15 protein-coding genes and 1 pseudogene are annotated in these 21,305 nt (G+C 42.4%); 12 read left to right on the plus strand and 4 right to left on the minus strand.

Going from position 1 to position 21,305, the window contains the following annotated elements:
• Positions 1–232: 232 nt before the first annotated feature.
• The 6 genes from QFZ77_RS21865 (at position 233) to QFZ77_RS21890 (ending at position 9,134) form a co-directional block, all read left to right on the plus strand.
• On the plus strand, positions 233–2,155 hold the full coding sequence (locus QFZ77_RS21865) for an alginate lyase family protein (RefSeq protein WP_307442647.1): 1,923 nt from the start codon (positions 233–235) through the stop codon (positions 2,153–2,155).
• A gap of 206 nt (positions 2,156–2,361) precedes the next feature.
• Complete coding sequence (locus QFZ77_RS21870; protein ID WP_307442648.1) at positions 2,362–3,255, plus strand: carbohydrate ABC transporter permease; 894 nt, start codon at positions 2,362–2,364, stop codon at positions 3,253–3,255.
• A 16-nt stretch (positions 3,256–3,271) separates the two neighbouring features.
• Entirely contained in the window at positions 3,272–4,135 is an 864-nt protein-coding gene (locus QFZ77_RS21875) for a carbohydrate ABC transporter permease (protein WP_373462756.1), read from the plus strand.
• Between the two features lie 155 nt (positions 4,136–4,290).
• Complete coding sequence (locus QFZ77_RS21880; protein WP_307442652.1) at positions 4,291–5,688, plus strand: ABC transporter substrate-binding protein; 1,398 nt, start codon at positions 4,291–4,293, stop codon at positions 5,686–5,688.
• A 70-nt stretch (positions 5,689–5,758) separates the two neighbouring features.
• Positions 5,759–7,534, plus strand: a complete 1,776-nt coding sequence (locus tag QFZ77_RS21885; RefSeq protein ID WP_307442654.1) for a sensor histidine kinase — start codon at positions 5,759–5,761, stop codon at positions 7,532–7,534.
• Positions 7,518–9,134, plus strand: a complete 1,617-nt coding sequence (locus QFZ77_RS21890) for a response regulator (protein WP_307442656.1) — start codon at positions 7,518–7,520, stop codon at positions 9,132–9,134. Before QFZ77_RS21885 ends, QFZ77_RS21890 begins: the two co-directional genes overlap by 17 nt.
• 74 nt (positions 9,135–9,208) lie before the next feature.
• Here QFZ77_RS21890 and QFZ77_RS21895 read toward each other — a convergent pair whose 3' ends face one another.
• Entirely contained in the window at positions 9,209–9,901 is a 693-nt protein-coding gene (locus tag QFZ77_RS21895; protein WP_307442659.1) for a YceI family protein, read from the minus strand.
• A gap of 561 nt (positions 9,902–10,462) precedes the next feature.
• Positions 10,463–11,694: pseudogene (locus QFZ77_RS21900) on the minus strand (cytochrome P450).
• 433 nt (positions 11,695–12,127) lie between these two features.
• Here QFZ77_RS21900 and QFZ77_RS21905 point away from each other — a divergent pair.
• On the plus strand, positions 12,128–12,718 hold the full coding sequence (locus QFZ77_RS21905; RefSeq protein ID WP_307442661.1) for a TetR/AcrR family transcriptional regulator: 591 nt from the start codon (positions 12,128–12,130) through the stop codon (positions 12,716–12,718).
• A 470-nt stretch (positions 12,719–13,188) separates the two neighbouring features.
• On the opposite strand, the gene QFZ77_RS21910 is transcribed toward QFZ77_RS21905, so the two are convergent.
• The gene (locus QFZ77_RS21910; protein ID WP_307442662.1) at positions 13,189–14,364 is read right to left on the minus strand and encodes a CapA family protein; all 1,176 of its coding nucleotides are present in this window, start codon (positions 14,362–14,364) and stop codon (positions 13,189–13,191) included.
• A gap of 217 nt (positions 14,365–14,581) precedes the next feature.
• Between QFZ77_RS21910 and QFZ77_RS21915 the strand changes: the two genes are divergently transcribed.
• The 5 genes from QFZ77_RS21915 to QFZ77_RS37875 all read left to right on the plus strand — a co-directional run bounded on the left by QFZ77_RS21915 (position 14,582) and on the right by QFZ77_RS37875 (position 19,992).
• On the plus strand, positions 14,582–15,301 hold the full coding sequence (locus QFZ77_RS21915; RefSeq protein WP_307442663.1) for a hypothetical protein: 720 nt from the start codon (positions 14,582–14,584) through the stop codon (positions 15,299–15,301).
• A 295-nt stretch (positions 15,302–15,596) separates the two neighbouring features.
• The gene (locus QFZ77_RS21920; protein WP_307442665.1) at positions 15,597–17,540 is read left to right on the plus strand and encodes an eCIS core domain-containing protein; all 1,944 of its coding nucleotides are present in this window, start codon (positions 15,597–15,599) and stop codon (positions 17,538–17,540) included.
• A gap of 415 nt (positions 17,541–17,955) precedes the next feature.
• Positions 17,956–18,570: a PH domain-containing protein gene (locus tag QFZ77_RS21925; protein WP_307442666.1), complete on the plus strand. Its 615-nt coding sequence runs from the start codon at positions 17,956–17,958 to the stop codon at positions 18,568–18,570.
• 491 nt (positions 18,571–19,061) lie between these two features.
• Complete coding sequence (locus tag QFZ77_RS21930) at positions 19,062–19,496, plus strand: helix-turn-helix domain-containing protein (protein ID WP_307442667.1); 435 nt, start codon at positions 19,062–19,064, stop codon at positions 19,494–19,496.
• Positions 19,497–19,797: 301 nt separating this feature from the next.
• Entirely contained in the window at positions 19,798–19,992 is a 195-nt protein-coding gene (locus QFZ77_RS37875) for a helix-turn-helix transcriptional regulator (protein WP_373462757.1), read from the plus strand.
• A gap of 396 nt (positions 19,993–20,388) precedes the next feature.
• Here QFZ77_RS37875 and QFZ77_RS21935 read toward each other — a convergent pair whose 3' ends face one another.
• Positions 20,389–21,189 carry a helix-turn-helix transcriptional regulator gene (locus QFZ77_RS21935; RefSeq protein WP_307442668.1) on the minus strand — a complete coding sequence of 267 codons (801 nt, stop codon included), beginning with the start codon at positions 21,187–21,189 and terminating at the stop codon, positions 20,389–20,391.
• Positions 21,190–21,305: the final 116 nt, after the last annotated feature.

Genomic DNA, 21,305 nt, shown 5'->3' on the forward strand with positions numbered 1-21,305 from the left:
AGGCTGAATCGACTTATGATTCCTCTGTCTCTTTTGCATGCATGAATTGTGTAATATGCGAGAAAAAAAGTATCATTCTCCCCTTAGGAAAGTTGAAACGCCTATCTCTTGCGATTCTTACGCTCCATTATAATGTTCATATATAGAGAAATCGGAGACTAAGAACCAGATGCGCTGAAGGATTTCGACGCACTTTTCTTAACTCTTTGAACCTAAGAGGAGGAAGACAGAAATGAATTATTATTTAACGAATCAGGAATTAGTGGATGCTGGAAAACACTATCTTCAAGAGTATCCAGAGCTTGCGGAGGCTTCCATTGAGAAAGCGGAGCAAGCCTGTAAGAATATGTTTCGCGTTCCTTATACGATGGACATGGATCATTGGGTTTACATGGGGGATCCCATAGATTGGCTATATAATCCTTCTAACGATCTCGAATTCACGTGGGTACTCAATCGGCATTGGTACATGCTGGATTTGGGCAGAGCCTATTTGATGACGCTAAAAGAGGAGTACGTCCACACATTTATTAAACACCTGCGTGGTTGGAGGCTGCAAAATCCCGTTCCAAACAATCTTCCCTACGACAAAGCTACTTTCTTTCAACAACCGGGGCCTTGGCGCTTATTAGAGGTGGGCTTGCGTGTTCAATCATGGATATCCGCTTTTAAATACATGGAAGGGAGTCCGGTTATTTCAGATAGCTTCAGAGAAGAGTTTCTATTGGCACTAGTCGAGCATGCGAATTATTTGACTAGTTATTTGGGGAGCACGGAAATCAATCATGCCATCATGCATATGCAGGGCTTATTTATAATAAGCGTTTTTTATCATGACCATCCAAGAGCCGCATTTTGGCGGCAGTTTGCAACCGAGAGATTGGAGTTGTGCATGGTTCATCAGATTGGCCCGGATGGCGTGCAATGCGAATTAACGACGCATTATCATAATGGGAGTATTGAAATGTTTGGTGCTCCCTATTTGCTCGGGAAGGTATCCGGCTATCCGATGTCGGAATGGTATGCGAACAACCTTCGCAGAATGGGGGCATTCACACATGCGCTGATCAGACCCGATCACGGGTCTACAGCTGCAGGTGATTCCGACCTGTTAAGTTCCGGTACGGAGCGTCTTGCCTTATTGGGTGCGATCCTAGAAGATGAGCAGTTTATCTCAATGGGCGAGATTAGCGCTGAAATTCTCTGGATGTTCGGTAGTGAGATGTATGAAACGTTCAAAAAACAACAGCAATCCTTCAACCCGCCGCTTCCAACTACAGTATCCTTCCCTCAAACGGGGTTTTATGTCACAAAGGATGAACAAAACTATTTGTTCTTTGACGCCGCCTCCATGGGAGGGGCCCATGGACATGCTGATGCGTTAAATTTGGAATGGATGTGGAAGCGTAACTTGCTCTTTCTCGATCCAGGTAGGTATACCTACGAAGAAGGGGAGTGGCGCCGTTATTTCAAGAGCACTCGGGCACACAATACCGTTACAGTGGATGGACTGGATCAGACGCCTTATGTTTCCTCACAGGAATGGGGAACGCCGCTAGCGGAATGTGTGACGAACCGATGGATCACGGGGGAAGAGTATGATTTTATCGATGCCTCCCATAATGGTTACATGAGGCTTGATGCCCCAGTTCTTCATCGCCGATGGCTGCTGCTTTGGAAAAAGAGCAGTCTGATGATCATCGTGGATTGGCTGGATGCCGAAGGGGTACATGACATTGAACAGAGGTTTCAACTTCCTCCCTCTGCGAATGTTCGAATCTCTGATGAAGGCAATACAGATATACTGAAGTCAACTATTGACTATTCCTCAACCATTCAGTTACAAATGCATTGGAAGACAAGCAGCGATCCTACCTGTGATTTTGCTATTGTCAGCGAAAAAGGATGGGTATCTGAAGTATATGGAGTCAAAAAGGAAACATCCACAATTGTCGGTAAAGGAACAATGACCGGTAAAATGGGCATTGTGACCGTATGCACACCGGTTGACTTAGAGGAAGAAACGGTACCGCCACTCATAACTAGGCTGGATATTGACCATATCCGGCAAGATGTATCGATCTCAACTACAGATAAAGATGGAAGTTTGGATATTTATCTCGATTGCAATGAAATTAACTGGATTCGCAGGTAACCAATTTTTCGTATTTGATCATATTGGAAATAAGCCGCAGAGAAATCTTTTGCGGCTTATTTCCGTTAGACGAGGATAGAGAGGTAGCTTATTTCATCAATTAAAACAGTTGAATTGTCCTACGGACACAGTTGAATTGCCGCTCCCGTACCTTATCGAGGTTGTACTATGCTTGGAATACAAAAACCAAAAGGAGCAGATGCACGATGCGAAAAAGGCTTTCTCTTTTTAATTCCTATGTATTCATTTTTCCTAGTCTATTTTTGACTTTGGCGCTTGGGATCTATCCGATTGTATGGGCGCTTAGCTATATGTTTTACGATTATCAGGGGTTCGGAGCAAAGAAATTTATTGGACTTGATAATTTTTCGAGATTATTGCGCGATCAGGAATTTTGGCACTCTGTGTATAACACGTTCATTTATGCGGGCGGAAAAATTATCATTGTCCTGCCGATTTCACTTGTACTTGCCGTCATTTTGAATCGAGGACTGAAAGGCAAAGTGTTTCTGCGCGCCGTCTACTTCATGCCGACCATTATCAGTACATCGGTGATGTCGATCGTATTTTTCACCATATTTAATTCGTATAACGGATTACTCAATCAATTTCTGATCAAATATGGTTTGATCTCCAAAGCGGTGGATTGGCTGGGACCGAATTACGCTATGATGACGGTGATTATTACGGCTATCTGGGGTGCTATCGGCAACTATATGCTGCTTTTCATCGCGGGGCTCCAAGGCATTCCCGATGATCTGTATGAGAGTGCATCAATCGATGGAGCGAATGCGGTGCAAAAATTTTGGAGCATTACGATTCCTATGCTTGGGCCCGTTCTACAAATGATTATAATGCTCGCCATCATCACAGCACTCAAAGGTTATGAGAGCATTATGGTCCTGACCGAGGGCGGTCCCTTCGGTAAAACCGATGTCATGTACCTATACGTGTACAAATTGTTTTTCCCGGTTTCGGCTTCTACGGCAACTGTGCAACAAATCGGCTACGGAAGCGCAGCGGGGTTTGTAACGGCTTTGATTGTCGGATTAATTACGATCGTCTATTTCTATATGTCCAAACGGTTGAATCGGGATTAAAAAGGGGGACTGCATGATGCATACAAATACGAAATTAGGCGTTATCAGAAGCGGTCATTTCACTGGACAAACCTTGAAATGGGTATTTTTGCTGGTTATAGCTTTCTTTACGCTATTTCCAATCGTTATGGCCATTCTGGGTTCATTTAAAACGAATGCAGAGTTAACAACGGGAGCAACCCTGTTGCCCTCTGTCTGGAAGTTCTCTAATTACGCAACGGCTTGGAAGCAGGCGAATTTTGCACGGTTTACGTGGAACAGCCTCTTTATCAGTACAATTGTGACGATCGGCACGCTGCTTATCGCCTCTATGTCCGCTTATGCTGTCGATCGCACGAGATTCCCTGGCAAACGATTGTACGTAATCCTGCAAGCTAGTACGATGTTCATTTCTATTGGTGCAGTAGTATTGAGGCCGCAGTTCGATCTGATGGTCAAACTTGGCTTGAACAAATCGCTCTGGGGGGTCATCATCATCTTGATCAGCGCGCATGCCACGGTCTACTTTATGCTGATCGGCTTTTTTAAGGCGATTCCCAAAGATCTGGACGAGGCCGCCTACATTGATGGATGCAATTTCTATACGGTTTACTGGCGGATTATTCTTCCGCTGCTGAGTCCCGCACTTGGCGTTACTGCCTTGTTTACGTTCCGCGGCGCATGGAACGAATACATCTTGCCTCTAGTGTTCACAATGACGAATCCGAAACTGCAAACGCTGACGGTGGGGCTGGCAAATTTACGCTACGGGATCGGTGCCGCTGCTGAATCACACCTCATGATGGCGGGCGCGTGTCTTTCATTCCTTCCGATCCTAGTTGTATACGTATTGGCGAATAAGTCATTTATACAGGTAACAGCGGGGAGTGTAAAAGGATAACTGAATTGCGGATACCGCAGGAAAGTGTTTTATCCCACTATTAAAAGTTGATTTGTCCTTCACGGTACCAAGTGTTAAGGAATTATGATGAAAGCAGTTACATTTTTGTTATAAATCAAGTCTTAAGGTAAACTAAATTAGGAGGGTTTTACAACATGAAGAAAAAAATGGTGTTAAGCACACTGCTTGGCGTTACGCTGGTCGCTTCATTAGCGGCTTGCGGTGGACAAACGGAACAGCCAAAGAGTACAGCTGCGGCTACTTCCGCTGCAGCAGGAGGACCAAAGACGAAGCTGACTTACTGGACGGTTGACCGTCACGATGCCGATTACATGAAGGATGTCATCAAGAAGTTCAACGAAACGAATAAGGATAACATTGAAGTTGAAATGACGGTTCTTGCCGATAACTTTAACCAATCGATCGATATCGCTTTTGCAAGCAATCAAGCGCCCGACATTTTTAGAACAAATGATTTTTCCGGGTTTGTGAAGAAGGGCTATTTACAACCGATCAACGACATGATGACGGACGAAATGAAGAAAAGGTACGATAAATTGCTTGTGGAAGAACTGAATATGGTAGATGGCAAAATTTATTCGCTGCCGCACACAGGGCAATATTGGAGATTGATTTATAACGTCGATCTCTTCCAAAAAGCCGGAATCAAAGATCCGCCGAAAACGGTAAAAGAACTGGTTGAAGATGCTAAAAAAATTACGGAAGCCGGTAAAGATATTGGCGCATACGGCTTCGCGGAAAACTTCAAAAACGCCAACTCGGCTTTCGCTCGGATCGTTAATCCAATCGGATCGTTCAGCGGAACTTCCGAGGTAGACGGATACAATTACAAAACAGGCCAATTCGACTTCTCGGTGTACAAGCCAATTGCCGAGGCGCTTCGTCAGATGAAGCAGGACGGCAGCATGCTGCCGGGCGTTGAATCTCTCGATATCGATCCGCTGCGTGCACAGTTCGCCGCTGGGAAAATCGGCATGTATTTTAACCACTCCGGCGAGCCGGGTGTGTACCAAAATCAATTCCCGACAAAAATTAACTGGAGCGCAGCATTGCCTCCTACCATCGATGGCAGCCAACAGGGAACTGTATCCGTCATTGCCGGTAACTATATTGGCATCAGCAAAAACACAACAAATAAAGACAAGGCTTGGAAATTCTTGCAATATATTTATAATTTAGATTTCCAGAAAGAATACCATGAGAAAGGGTTCGGGATCTCCATTGTGCCGGATGTCAACTCTGGTGCGAAAAAGCCGTCCATTCCGGGCATTGAAGGCTTCCTGCCAAGCAAATTTGACGCGCTATACGCCCCTACTCCACTATCCGTGACGGAGGCAAAGGTAGAAGGCAACAAGTCGGGTAACGCCATCCTTAAATATATGATGGAAGGCGGAGATGTGGACAAAGTGCTGAATGACTTGACAACCCGCTACAATGCAGGTCTTGAAAAAGCACGTGCCGCTGGCGATACGAAGATGAAACCGAATCCGAGCTTTGATCCGAATAAGCTGCAGGGCAGCCTCGCAAAATAAGGTCAAATACAGCAAGGGGCGCGCAGCCGAAAGCAGCGCGTCTCTTCTCTTTAGAAAGGGTGGGGGCAGCTTGAAAAAATGGTTTTACCGGCTTTCGCTCCGCCGCCGGTTGTGGATTTCGTTTCTGATGCTGACTATTCTCTCAATCGCGCTAACGGGTACGATGTCTTATTGGATTGCCTTTCGATCGACAGAAAAGGAAGCGTTTCTATCCAGTCAGAATACGCTTAATAAATCCGCGAGCGTGCTTGACGAAAAGCTTCGGCATATCGTTGTGACGGCTTCAACCATGATGCTCAGTGATTCGTTCAAGATGGCTATGGAGGACGTGTACGCGAGAGATTCGGGATCTTATTATACAAGGTTGTCATCTCTGCAAACGCCGCTTGGACAAATGAAACTGATTGAGCCTTCCATTCAATCTGTCTTGATCTACACGCCTGTAGGCGAACTATATGCTACAACCGATCTCCGTAACAATCAGAACCGATTCAAGGATACGATATTTTCGCGTTATCTAGATAGGCCCGAGCGTGTCATATGGGTGGAAGATCATCAGGATCCGCTTTTTTCAGGAAATCAGAGGGTCATTTCTTTGATCATGAAACCGATAACAGAATTTAATGTTCAAGATGTTTATGTTGTAGTTAATGTAAAGGAAGACGTAATCCGTAAAGCTGTCACCGACGACTTGCTCGATCCTGCGGACAACTATTTTCTAATGTCAAGGAGCGGTGACGCCGTGCTTCCGCTTAATTCCCAGACATCTTCTTTTCAACATGATCCTGGATTCATGAATTTGCTGCAGGGCCAAGACAGAGGCTTTTTCAAATATAACATGGGGGGGAACTCTTATTTAGTTAATTATTCAAGGCTAACCATGGTGGATGATTGGACGATGGTCAGCGTTCAAACACAGTCGGAATTGCTTCGTCAGGTGAACAATATCAAAACGACCACATTATTGATCATGTTGTGCTGTGCCGTATTGGCATTCTTGCTCTCTAATGTTATCTCGAGTTTATTATTGAAGCCTCTGCACAAACTGCAGGGGCTGATGAAGAAGGTTGAGCAAAATAACCTCGATGTGCGGTTTACCAGCAAATATGAGGATGAGGTTACACAGGTCGGATTAAAGTTTAACCGTATGCTGGAGGAAATCTCTTCGCTTATTGATGACGTCAAGGAAGCCGAGTTTGAGAAACGTAAAATGGAGGTCAAAGCACTGCAGGCTCAAATAGATCCCCATTTTTTGTATAACACATTAAACACGATCATTTGGAAGTCAGAATCCTCCCAGAATCAAGATGTCACGGAGATGATCACCTCACTGTCACTGCTGTTCCAATTGGGACTCAACGGTGGGAACGAGTTAACGACACTAGCCAAGGAAATTGATCATGTTAGGCAGTATTTAAATCTTCAGCAAAAATGCTATGAAGGTCTGTTCGATTATACGATTGAGCTGGAGGATGATTCGCTGCTGGAGAAACCGATATTGAAAATTATTTTGCAGCCCTTAGTGGAAAACTCCATACTGCACGGATTTGAAGAAATGGAGGAAATGGGAAAAATCAGGATTTCAATTACATGTCTGAGCGATACTCTGCGTCTACGTGTGGAGGACAACGGTGCTGGCATGGACGTCCAAACAGTAAAGGCTGACATACGGATAGAACAATCTTTGAAAAAAAGCTATGCCCTCCGTAACGTTTATGGACGTTTGCGGCTTCATTACGGTAGTGAAGCTGATATCGACTTGAGCAGCGAACCCCATGTATCTACCTCGGTCACATTAACAATACCACTAGCAGGGGAGGGATATAACGATGACGACAGAACTTAGGATGTGCGTAATTGATGATATCAAGACCGTAGTGCAAGGAATCTCGGACCAAATAAATTGGGAGTCTCACGGCATTCGCATTGTAGGAACAGCGAGCAACGGTGAGAAAGGTATTGAACTCATCCATCAAACGGAGCCCCATATTGTTTTGACCGATATTCGGATGCCCAAAATAAACGGTTTGGAGATGACCAAGCAGGTATTGAAAAAGTTTCCACGTACGAGAATTGTTTTTTTAAGCGGCTATACCGATTTTGAGTATGCGCAGCAGGCTGTTCAGCTCGGAGCATTCGATTATATTGTCAAACCGTATACGCCGCAAAAAATTATCGAAGTGGTCTTAAAGGCGAGAAAGTCGATTGAAGAGGAAATGGGGGAGACTGAGCGCTATCATGAGATGGAAAGAAAGCTGCGGGAGAGCTTGCCGTATTTAAGACAGGAATATTTTCAACTGCTGCTGCAATTTCGAACGACACCCGAACAAGCGGCCAGACGTTGGGACTTCTTGAACATCGGACTGGAGCGGGAGCGCTTTGTTGTTATGCTGACGGAAATCGATCAGTTCACTGAACAAACCGAGACTCTTCCTGTGCAAGAGGTAGAGCTGATCCGGTTTACTGTGCAAAACATTTTGGAAGAAAGTTTAAGGCGGTTCACCAAAGGATTTGTGTTCCGTGATAACACGAACCGGTTTGTAGTCATATTCAATCCGCCGGATTCACTTAGCGTGGAAGCCATTTCGGAGCAGTGCCGTGAAAATGTTGAAAAGTATTCCAGATACACCATATCCCTGGGTCTTGGAGAAGAAGTAAAGGCGATACATCAAATTTCGCACTCCTATGCGCAAGCACTCGCGGCCCTTTCTTATAGTTTCTATACTGGCGGCAATACTGTGTACAGTTATCGACATATGAGCCCGATCCACCAGACAGCGCCGCGCTACTCTCCAGAAAAGGAAAAAGAACTTTTTTATTGCCTGCGGTCTGGAAACTTGCATAAAGCATGTGCTATTGTGGACGAGCTATTTGAGGAAACCGTTACTGTTTCCGTGCCACCAGCTCCCGAGGCGGTTAAGGGGTATTGCGATGAGTTGGCTTTTCTGATCAATCGTGTTTTCTCCGAAAAACTGACGTTTGAAGAAATGAAACAGGTCGAACGTCATGTTATGTACTTCAAAAATCTTTCATCCTATAAGCTAAAGGAACTCCAAGAAAACATCAAGGAACTGTGCAAGATCGGCTGCGAAATGATTCAAAAACGACATGTGGAAGATGCAAACCAAGTCGTGGAACAAGTTATTGAGCACATACGTCAAAATGTGGCATCGAACATGACTGTTAATGATTATGCCAAGCTGGTATATTTGAGCGGCAGTTATTTTGCCAATCTGTTTAAGAAAGTCACGGGTATGACCGTCGTTCAGTTTGTGACAACAGAGCGGATGGAGCAGGCCAAGATCTTGCTCGCCCAAGGCAAACAAGTTCAAGAAATTGCGCAAGCACTCGGATATGAAGACAGGCCGCATTTCAGTGAACTGTTTAAAAAGCATACAGGCATGACACCATCTGAATTCAAACAGCTATATAGCGCAAAAGGATAGAAACCGACACAATCACAAATGAAAAGAACAAAGTCGCAGAAAATGCGGCTTTGTTCTTTTTAAGAGTAAGACGATTAAGAAGTTGTCTTCTTGCCCATGACCAGACTCAGAGTGATTGATACATTATTTTCTGTGTCCAGAACAACGGTATGTGGATTCTTCATCCCAAAATCATCAAAAGTCACAGAGGTACTGCCCCCAAGATTAATAACATCCTGGTTATAAACAGCATCGGTCTTAAATATTACGTCTTTCGTTATATTTTTAATTGTGAGAGTTCCTAGCATGTCAAAGGAGACTTTCTCACCTTCTTTCCATTCTTTCGGAAAGTTATCGATTGATTTGAGCGTAAACTTGGCTTCAGGGAACGTTTGTGCATTTAAGTATTGCTGACCTTTAATGTGGCCGTCCCTTTGGGAATTACCAGATTGCAGCGAATCGATACCAACGAAGGCTTCTGCTTTCATTTTGGCCAGTTCAGCGGTGTTTAATGCCCATTTTCCTGTTACTGTGCTGCCTTCAAAGTTAACTTTTTCCTTGGATGTGGTCACTGAGAAGTAGACTTTAGAATCTGGCTGAATGCTCCAGTCCCCGTTCAATTTTCCTGTATTAACAGCAGCAGCTGTACTGACCTGAGTAGAAGAGCTATTCACAGGTATAACTTCCCGAATGGTCACATGATTGCCGGCATAGTAATCATAAGCATAATAAGCTCCACCTATTACAACAAAAGCTCCAACAGCCAACGTCGTTAGTTTTAGTTTCATCTTTATCCCTCCATGTGGATGTAATCTATAAATACTATTTTATAAAAGGAATACCTCTGTAACATTACCTCCACTTCTTGAACACTACACAACGTAGTGTTTTAGTGCAAAAAATAATGAATCGACACTATAAAGTGTAGTGTTGATAAGTTTGATTTTTATACTAACAATATTATCTGAAAATCTACTGAAAACAACCTTAAAATAACCTGAAAGTTTTGGTTTTTCGAAGTACTGTTCTCTAATTGGGTTACATTTTGGGGCATGGATGGCTAACGGGAAACTATGTCGAACAAAACAAAGAGCAAATCTGCCACTGCCGTCCCGAGACCGAATCCTTATTCGCCGTCAAGAGGTGTATATCAAAGTAAACACTGGCAAAGCGGGTTCCAAAATGAAGGTAAAACAATGCAATCGAGATTATTGAAGACTGATCCAAATAAAATAAACAGCGGCAGTCTAGGGCTTAAAAATAAAGTCCTTGACTGCCGCTGTTTATTATAGAACCCTCGGTATGGTGAATTTTCTTACGAATGCACGCTCATTCGCAGGATTTCCTCTTTATTTATATATTTTCAACGGTAGATGAATCAATGATTGGCCTGGAGCAGAAGTAGTCAAATTATTCTCCAAGTCAAATGACTCCATTGGTTCTATACGAGAAATTTTTTGTAGGAATGCCGTTAAGGCTATGTTCAATTCTAATCTTGCAAGAGGTGCGCCAAGACAAAAATGCGGTCCATTTCCAAATGTTAAATGCTTTTTATTATTATTACGATGAATATCTAGAACGTACGGATTCTCAAACATATTTTCATCCATATTGGCTGCACTCATCCACGCGATGACAACATCCCCCTTTTTTAATTCAATACCCAAAATATTGTTATCCTCTTTAACCGTACGATGCCTTTTTGAGATCTGAAACCGGTAACGAAGCATTTCTTCAACTGCTTTTGGAACGAGTTCCAAGTCATTTCTTAATTGTTCATATAACGTGTTATCATCGTACAGAAGCGAATAAAAGGTACTTGAAAGCGTGTGACTTGTTGTTTCGACGCCTGCCCCTAACAAAAGCATGGTTGTTCGAACGACCTCATCTTCCGTAAATCTTTCACCCTCTATCTCAACTTTCAATAAGTCCGAGATGATATCATCAGAGGGATTTAACTTTTTTTGAACAACAATAGGATACAGGTATTGGTAATACTCCTTGGCAGCAGACTGCTTTTTATATTCGATCTCATCCTGGTTTTCTTTGATATTAGGTTGAAATAGAATATCAACCCAATTTTTAAACAAGAAACTATCCTTTGAGGGGACACCAAATAAGTCGGCCATTACCATACAAGGTAAGGGCCCTGCCAGTGCTTGGACAATGTCGACAATGGCATTTGCCTCCATGTCATCTACAAGTTTATTCGCAATTTGCCTGATTCGTGGTTCCCAATTTACTAAGCTGCGTGGTGTAAAAGCTGCTGACAACAGCGTACGAGATTTTTGATGTTGGGGAGAGTCCATGCTCGAAATCATTATTTTACTTGGGGCCGTTCCTTCTTTATTTTTCGCACCAACAGTTACCGTTGTTCTTGAGCCTTCATTTGAAAATATTTCATGGTTGCTCAATACCTGTTTGACATCATCATACCTAAAAACATTCCAGGTATCTGTTTCTTTATGAAAATAAACGGGGTCATTACTCAGCTCTTCTTGTACCAATCTAGAGGAAAAAATTCCTCAGATCTCGTTTGAAACTTTGTGATGTCTTGCAATGAAATAAGTTCTTTGTACATAAAGAAATTACACCTCCGAAATGTCTATAAAATAATTTACAGTATGTTATATAATAAACAATCTGTAAATTAAATTATATCCAGAAATAGTATGTTTACAAGCGATATACTTTGACAAAGTGTAAATTAGTTTATACGGAAAACTTTTATGTAGTTTATCTTGAAAAAATACGACGTAAGACCGGAAATTGTAGCCTACTTTGTAAAGGAAAGGAAAAGGATATTTATGTAGAGTATTTTTCGCGTTCGGAGCTATCCCGAAGGACATAGAAGTGGATGGGTTCCTTTTTTATGGAACTGCATTCTAATGTATACTTATACTCACCTGTTTAATCTTTCAAGTTTATCGTGGACTAAATTTACAATGTGTATTATACTTTACACAATATAAATTATATCTGGCTTACTAAATAAAAGGACAGGAAAGGGATATATGGATAATAGAACGTCCCGCACCGATCCCCGCATACTCCGCACACGTCAATTACTTAAAGACGCTTTTGTGGAATTGCTTCAGGAAATGGATATCGAGAAAATTTCGGTAAATCGCATCGCTGAACGCGCCACTATCAACCGTGTTACCTTTTATCTTCATTATCGGGACATTCCGGATATGCTGGAGAAGATGGCGGATGATATGATCGAGGACATTAATGGAATTTTGAAATGCGCGCCTGGAAATCAGAATCCCACAGAAGAAGAGAGTTGGCCGTTACTGATGAACTTACTCGAACATATCGCCGAACATGCTAAATTTTATAAAGTCATTCTCGCGTCGAAACGTACCCCGATCTTTACGGATCGATTGTTAAAGCTGCTGACGGAATTGGTAACCTCAAGAATAGAGAGAATGGGGAACGAATCTTTCCTTTCCAAAGCAGGTATTCAAAAGGATATTGCCATTTGGTATGGATCTTCAGCCTTGATCGGTACGATCGTTGCTTGGCTTCGTAAGGATATGCCGTATACGCCGCTTTTTTTGGCCAAGCAATTTGCTTTGATGCGCTCTCTAAAATATAGTTAACTTTCAAGACCTGCTGATCAAGCAGGTCTTTTTGTATGCAAAAAGTCGTGTAAGCGTTAGTCAATTAGTCGTCATACTATTAGTTGACCTGAATGCATTGCAATAGAATGAGATAGAGAACTCGATGCAATTGACTATACCACTAATGTCATGGATTATCATCATAGTACCCCCTAAGGAGATGATGGCACGGCTCTTCCGCTCCGTATTCTTTTATTTTTAATTTGTTTTTTGAATCCAAGGAAGCTCTAGATATTGATCGAGATGAATTACCACAGTTATTAGATTTGTACAAAAACTTGGTGCTTACCGTGTTAATCTATCCTCAAGAATAAGGTCCAGGTGTAGACGTTAAACCAAACTTGACCACTTAGTATTTCAAAAAGTTGATCACATCAATGATCTCTGTCTAAGACTTACTCTTTGTCTGACAATTAGATGTGAGTGGGCTTTTATTTGCTTAAGCAACTTTATTTAGTACTTGCTTGTTGTAGGCTTGCCATTCCTTCTTGCATTCGTACATTCGGTCCATCCAAGGTTACACCGTAGGAAATCGACTCCAGATATGTTTGCTGCTTTTTCACATACGCATCCCCCTTAGGAACAATCTGGTTTTTCTCGATGTAATAAGGGTGAAAGGACATGTCGATACGGTCGCCGTTCAGCGTTAGGTAGAGCAGTCCCGTATCCGCCTTCGGACCACTTACATAGTCAGGAAAGAGGAAATTACCAATGGAATAAGCGATAGGCTTCCCTTTGTAAAACTCAAACCCTTGCAGCACATGCACATGACTGCCAATGATCGCATCGGCCCCAGCATCAATCATTTGACGAGCGAAGTCGCGCTGCCACTTTTCTGGCTGGTTTTTCATTTCCACCCCCCAGTGGATGTAAGCCAACACATAATCTGCGTCCTCACGTTCACGGGCTATGGCATCCAGCACTGGTTTCCTATCATAGGCTTGGGCGATCCCCGGTTTATTCGTCCCAGCAAACCAATCTCCTGTTGGTATGAAGCGAGAGAATGCCAGGAATTTCACCTTTTTTCCTTTTAGAATGATGCTCTTCGCGCTGTATGCTTCTTTGGCATTAAGACCGCCCCCCACATAGAGCAATCCCGCCTTGTCCAGGTTATCGAGTGTGTCCAGGAAACCTTTCAGTAAAAAATCCATCGAATGATTATTGGCGACCGAAACCATGTCAAATCCTGCATTTTTTAGCCCTATAAGTGATTCCGGATTGGATTTGAAATTATAAATCTGGTTGCTATCTTTGTCATTCTCAAGCGTAACTGCGCTTTCCAGATTGACGAATGCGAAGTCGCTTTTTTCTACTTCTACTTTAACATGCACAAATGGAAAATCAGGGCCATGCTGGGCGATTGCTTCTTTAACAGACCAGTCAAACATAGCGTCTCCCGCATATAGGATCGTTATTGGTTCTTGCAGAAGGGGTTGAGGTTCTGGTGAGGCAATTGAAGTTGGAAGTAAAGTTGGTATAGGAGTATACGCCGGCGCTTGTGTTTCAGCGGGTGTTGTAGATAAATGGTCATCAGTTAACTGTTCGGAAGACATTTCTATTTGACAACCGTATAGCAAAAATGCAGTTAACGCGGCTAAAAGGAAAGGCACATGCTTTCGGGACATCTAAACCCACTCCCTCAATCGAATCGATACATTTATTGTTATTTCATATATATATTACAATTAGTTAATGCAGATGTTATCGATCGATGAGTTAGAGAAAAATAAAAATCGGCGTACACCTTATAGTTCTAATATCCATTGTGAAACAATTACAAGCACACTCCGTCTATACCTTTGATGTGAGAGTGATGAGAATTAGTCGAAAGAAGGATTAAATATGAGAAAGTTGCTATTTGTTATCTTTTTAATCTTGCTAACAAGCTGTACTCCGTTTGAAAAAGCAAAGAATATCTTACGGCCAGTCGTTAGTTCAAATTGCGGCGGGATTATCGATTGGGTTGATTTTTTAATGATCAACGATATTCATTATGGAGCCGAGCAGCAGATCGGAAATCAGTCAATGCAAAAGGGGAAGAAGCTGGGTGAAGTTCAATACCGAGTGGCCGATAATGTAACGTGCACCGACTACCAGACTAAGAATGGGGATGCTGCATTTTTACAGGAAGGAACGGAAATTTATGAGATTCAGGGATATTCAGAGAAATTTCGTGTGATGGCAGGGGGTAAAGTATATGAAGTTACAGAAAACCACAAAGCCAAAACCATTGAAGACCTATATGACATCAAAGGAAAAGTGGCTAAAATCATCATCTTCCGCGATACTCATGATCAGGACATTCGAACGATCGATCCGACAAAAGTAGAAAGAATCACGAATTTGTTCCTGGAGTGTGAACTAATTAGCCTTCCAGAAATCTATAGACGCGGTGTACCTAAAACTACTTTCCAATATTTTATGGAATTCATTTTACAGGATGGCACATCAGTAAGGACAATGTATATGGCCGGAAGTGAGGTATTCAGTCGAGGAGCATATCTTGGTCCGGAACTGGAAAAAGAATTGAAAGCCATCACGATGAAGGAATGGAATCAATAGTGAAGAGGAAGAAGCATATGAAGCAAACAGCGACCATGGACTTGAAAAATACCGATATTTTTAAGGAAATTCATTTGATACTTCTCATGTAAAGGGCAGTAGAACACATAAAAATGTGACTTTATTCGATTGTAAAATTGTGCACTGAATTAAGTATGGAGAAGAGGTTTCGTCCAGTTTACGTCGAAATATCTTAGAAAGATAGTTACTATCAGGTTAGATCACTGTATGGATTCTCCGCAAAGAGGTTCATCCAGCGAGTTGAGATACTCAAAACCTGCAAAAGTGCAAGAATTTGGCAGAAAAAGTGCATGAATTCAAAATAAAGGTAGAAATACCTGTACTATCCTTCACACTGCCGATTCAGCGGAAACACAAAGGTTGGGAAATCACGCTGTGGACACCAGATTCCCTCAAAACTAAGAAGAAAGGTCGCGATACTTTGCCCGTCTTTGAATCGAATCAATCTCATAAACGTAAGGAGAATAATAATAATCAGAACTCACAACAAAAGGAAAGTTTATCCCTAAATCAAAATGAGACGCTGCAATTGCAACAGATTAAGAGTCAACGTTCTTCACCTGTCTTGCCTTCGAACATCTTGCAGCTTCAGAAAGCATACGGAAATCGGGCGACCGAGCAATGGGTGAAATCTCGTTTCCAGTCTGATCTGCCGATTCAAAGAGCCGTGGACAAAGAGAATAAGACCGGCTTGCCAGACCAGTTAAAGAGTGGTGTTGAGAATCTCTCAGGCTTATCGTTGGATGATGTGAAGGTGCATTACAATTCTGCCAAACCAGCAGAACTAGAAGCTCTCGCATATGCTCAAGGCACGGATATTCATGTAGGACCCGGACAGGAGCAGAATTTGCCTCATGAGGCTTGGCATATTGCACAGCAGAAGCAAGGAAGAGTCAAGCCAACCCTCCAGATGAACAAGCATGTACAGATTAATGATGATGCAGGGCTGGAGAATGAAGCCGACCAGATGGGCGCGAAGGCGATGCAGCTCAAATCTGTAGAGACAGCCACGGCCATCAACGGCAGTGAACGTGCGCAAACGGACGTAGTTCAGCTGCGCGGAGAGAATCCCCATGCACAAGCCGGGGCGCTCGGAGGGTGGGATTTAACAGCACATCATATTGTTGCTCACTCCAAATTAGAAGATTCCTTGAAAAAATTGAAAGAAAAAGAAGAAGCTGGAGAAGGTACGCCATATACAGATGTGTTGCTGCATGCAATCCCGGATAAGCTAACGAAAAATATGTTAGATAATCTGAAAGTGGTTGTGGAAGATTCAGACGATAAAAGAGAAGAGTATAGACAAATCTTATTGGACAAAAGCAGGGGGCACAACGAAGAGGTATACAATATAAGACTTGGGGATGTTCGGAAATCATTTTTTGAATGGCAGGGTGGTAATCAATATATGGGACCGAATACATCCATTCGTGCAGAACCAACCTCTAATAAAGATGACATCGATTTCGATGGCGAATATTTCGGCAACTTGACCAATGACAAATTTAAGAAATTGACTGAATTGGGAGGTAAACTGGATCAAGATAGTGAAAAGGACAACATAGAGAAAAATCTTAAAGCCATTCTGGATATTACCAAAAACGAAGTTCCCAATGTGTTTGACGCCAGCAAATGGACAGAAATAGGTTCCCTTGCAACTTTAACTGAGCTTTCCAAGAACCTTGAACTGAAAAGAGACCATATTCTTAAGTACTCCTTTTTTAAATTAGGTATGGATGAAATCGGTTTAGGTAAAAAGTATTCAGATATAACGAATTCTTCCGGAGAATATAAATACAAAGGATTGCCCATGGAGCTGCAAGCAAAGGGTACTTCCGGTTATATCCCTGTAGCTAAAGCTCAAACCATTGTTCCTAAGGAAGAAAGCTCCAAGACACTTCTTTCTTTGCTTGGTGATCTGAAGGTGCCGGTGACGACGGATGGCGCTAAATATGTGATTCCTGTGGACGATGACATCATTAAGCTAGTAGCGGGTAAGAAATTTAAAGTCAAAGGCTATGAGGACAGTATTCCATATATGAAAGCGGAAGGAGAAGGCGCTCAGCTTGAAGCAGCGAAAGGCTTGGTTGATAAAAAGCTAATGAAAGTCGTCAAGGAATTAGACTCTTTATATACGTATTGCGAGAAATCCGGAACGGCAACATCCAGTTACTTGCCTAAAGAGCTTTATGATGCTTTAATGGCTAAAAAAGTGTAAATGAGAACATAGAACGGAACTTCACAGTTCAAGGCAGTATGGTTACTGTAAAACCAAGATTCTCTAGCTTACGAACGGATTGTTTGATGATGACATCTTGCTGTCGTTTTTCAAAATAATCAGCACCTCGGAGGAAGATAAACTTGAATGGTAAGTAAGCTACTGTTTTTTTCGTTTCATCAACCTCTACTAGTCAGATGCAAAATTGTATTTGGCTTTATTATTTCGCTTCTTTAAACAAAACCACATCTTATGTAAATTCTACCAGTAATGTATAATAGGGTTTTACTAAGGTTAGGTTTTACTAAATCCCGAGTTGGATACCGATTTATCTTTATTTCCAAACCTGTAGCGTAACCTATCCTTACACTGTAGGTTGTAAATAACTAGTACTCTAAATGAGAGGATGATTCCATTGTTCAAGAAGTTTGCGGCGGATGCATTAGGTTTAAGTGATATCGGTAAGGTAATTAGTCCGAGTGATTTTGACAAGGTAGATTCAGATGATTATGTCATGCATGAAGATGGCGAGAAGATTTTTTTCATCATCAAGTCGAAGAAGGACGAATACTGCTTTACCAACCTTGCCCTAATCCACCTTGATGGAGATAGTGCTATTAGCAGCAAGCGTATGCTAAAACGTTACAGCTACCACACAAATGCAATTTCCAAGGTTTATATGGAAACTGCAGGAACTATCGATCTTGACGTCGAGATCAAGTTCCTAATCGGTGACGTCAATTTCTCGATTGATGTGGACAAGAAGCAAATTGAGCAGATCAAAGACTTGTATAAAGCCTTAATTAATATTTCCGAGACAGTAGCACATAACGAGGACTTGTTTGGTTACGCGAAGCAAAGCATAGTTATTGCTAAGGAAGCGACAGGTCGTATCACAACTCAAACTACTTCCCCAGTAGCCCAATTCGATGCAATCAACGAATCAACCTACAATTGGTTGAAGGGTAAGCACTCTGAATTAAAGATTAAGGATTTCGGTTACATCTTCGAACGCTATATCAACAACTAAATGGTTATCCATCGGTGTTATAAATATTAATATTGGAACGGTGCAATTGCCTGTCTCACTGCTAACGTATCAACTATCTTTTCTTTCATATTTAATTCAGTTCAATAAACACATTCAAAGGCTGCCGATCATGCCGGCAGCCTTTGCTCACCTAACCGGCAGATTAGTTAATGTAGTTGTAGGAAGTAAAATGGAAACTGTCAATCAAGATCCGAGACGGATAAGGGATTAAAGTAAAAAGATTCTATCTTTTAGTAAAGCGGTTACATTTTTCGACAGCTTCGATTAGCGTAATATTATATTGTAAGCGAATAAATAAAGAACAGGGAGGTCAAAGAAATGAAGTTGTTCAGTAAGATGGAAAGTTTAAGTTTGGTTACTGTCCTAACGGTGTCGCTTGCCGCGTGCGGCAGTACGAAAACCGAAAGCCAATACTTGCAATGTCGGAATTGGGCCTCACTAAGTTACGTTCGAATTTGTTGAGTGGAACTTTGTATAGTCGAATGTTCGGTTGTAGTAATATTAGCGAATTGACTCAGCTTTTGTCCAAATTGCCTGAAGATGCGGCGGATTATGTGCATGGTACAAGAATTAAGAAAAGGAACGAGATTGTAAATAATGTACTGGACTATATGATAAATGATTTCCGAAACCCCGAAGTCTCTTTGGGTTCCGTTTCCCAAAAGTTCCATCTTAATTCCAGTTATTTAAGTAGAATCTTCAAACAGGAAATGGGGCAAGGCTTTACCGATTATTTGCTAAAACTTCGTATTGATGAAGCCGTTAAGCTCATGAACGAGACGAACTGGAAAGCTTATCAGATTGCGGAGAAAGTAGGGATAAAGGATCCTTATTATTTTAGCCACCGATTTAAAAAAGTAACGGGAGTTTCCATCCAAGAATACAAGAGAACTTCACAAGACTAGAATATCCTGCTAATCCTAACATTTACTGAAGGGGAACTCTAATTATCGGTTGAACGAAAAGAAGAAAATTGGATACAAAAAATGAAGATCGCTATCCCACTTGTCTGTTTAGGTGGTTGGCGATCTTCTTGATTTCATTGTACAGAAAGGGGGCCATATTCGAAAGAACATATTCATTGGCCTCGTTCTTAGACCAGATTCCTTATTACGTTGAATGATTCAGTCTTAATCCAAAGACAAGACCTTAACACCGTAAGGAGGGATAATCAGACTTCCTGCCGCAAGTCGTTTGCCTTCCAACATGGGACGCACCCCGATGGAATGGTTATTCGAATGTCGTCTAGTAGTGGCGAAACAGCAACTTGTGTCTACCAGATGGACTATTAAACAAGTGGCCGAGTATACCGGATTCAACCAGAGTAGCTACTTCATTGCGCGTTTCCGGGAGCACACCGGATTGACACCGCAGGAATATCGGCGTTTGTTCAATTCATGATTATACAAAGAAGCATGTGATTAAGTATATACCGTTAGAGTAAGTAATAAATAAGGGGGGAACTGTCTAGAAGAGGGCAAACTAACGATAAAATATGCAGCGTGCGAGGGGGGGCTTGGAGAGGATGATTGGAGATCTCACAGGGAAGAAAGAAAATAAAAAACAAAAAGAAGAAGCCTCAGTTGTTGTTCAAACCTAAAAGGACCGTCAGGATGATCTTCCTGACGGTTTTTCTTACGGCATTGTTTCGGGCTGTCCTCCGCCGTTCAAATGGCAGAACTGGCAAAAAGGCGTGCCTTACTGAAAGCTATGTTTCAGCCTTGGAAGCTCGCTCAGTACACAATGTTCCATAAAGTGACTGCCTTCTGTTTTTTGTACTAGTTCAACAACCCCGGTTCATTCTGAGGTTCTTTTTTGCATGCTCGCCTTTGACGGAGGATAGCCTTTAATGGATCTGAATACATTACTGAAATAGCTGATGTCTTTGTACCCGCAGCGTTCCGCCACTTCCGAGACGGAAAACCCGCCACCTGATAGCATCATTTCCGCGTTGTTAACCCGTATGATGTTGATGAAGTGCTTGACGCTGAAGCTCGTGCTGGTTTTGAAGAGCTTGCCGAGATATACAGGGTGCAGATTGACCACCTTGGCGACGGTCGCCAAATCCAGCTCATTTGAGTAGTGGTCGATGATGAACTCCTTGACTTTGTCGATCCGGATATCGAAATGGGATTTCGGGGAATGGTGAAAGGAAATCGCCAGCAACCGGTGGAGGATCAAATGAAAGATGCCCCTCGCGAACATCCGATATCCGGGCTGCATGCCGCTCCAAACGCGATTAAATTCAAGGATGTAGTTTAAGATTTCGCTTGAGATTCGATTTTTGGTTACGGTTTCGAACGGAAATCGGATTTCACCGTAGGGCTGCAACAGAGTAAAGTTGAAGGCGTAGGAATGCATAGGATCATCTTTGAAGGTATGCGCCTCGCGGATACTTCCCTGGGGAATGTAAAGCATATCCCCTGCTTCCACCGTGATTTTCTTGCCGTTAACAAAATAATTCGCTTTTCCTTCGACGATGAACGTCAGGTCGTGAAAATCGATTTCTTGTCGGATGATTTCCCATTCGGGGAAACAGCGGCGGTCGACGAATAAGAACACCTCGGGGACAATTGATTCGAACTGCTCGAAGTCCATGGCAAAGATCAGCTCCGGGATTATTCAGGATCACTTCCTTTCTCGGGAAAGGAGGCACTATGTCCATCATAACATGCCCATATGGCGCTTAAAAAGATATTTAATAATTACAACTT

It is taken from the genome of Paenibacillus sp. V4I3 (assembly GCF_030817215.1).
In the GTDB taxonomy this organism is placed as follows: Bacteria; Bacillota; Bacilli; order Paenibacillales; family NBRC-103111; genus Paenibacillus_E.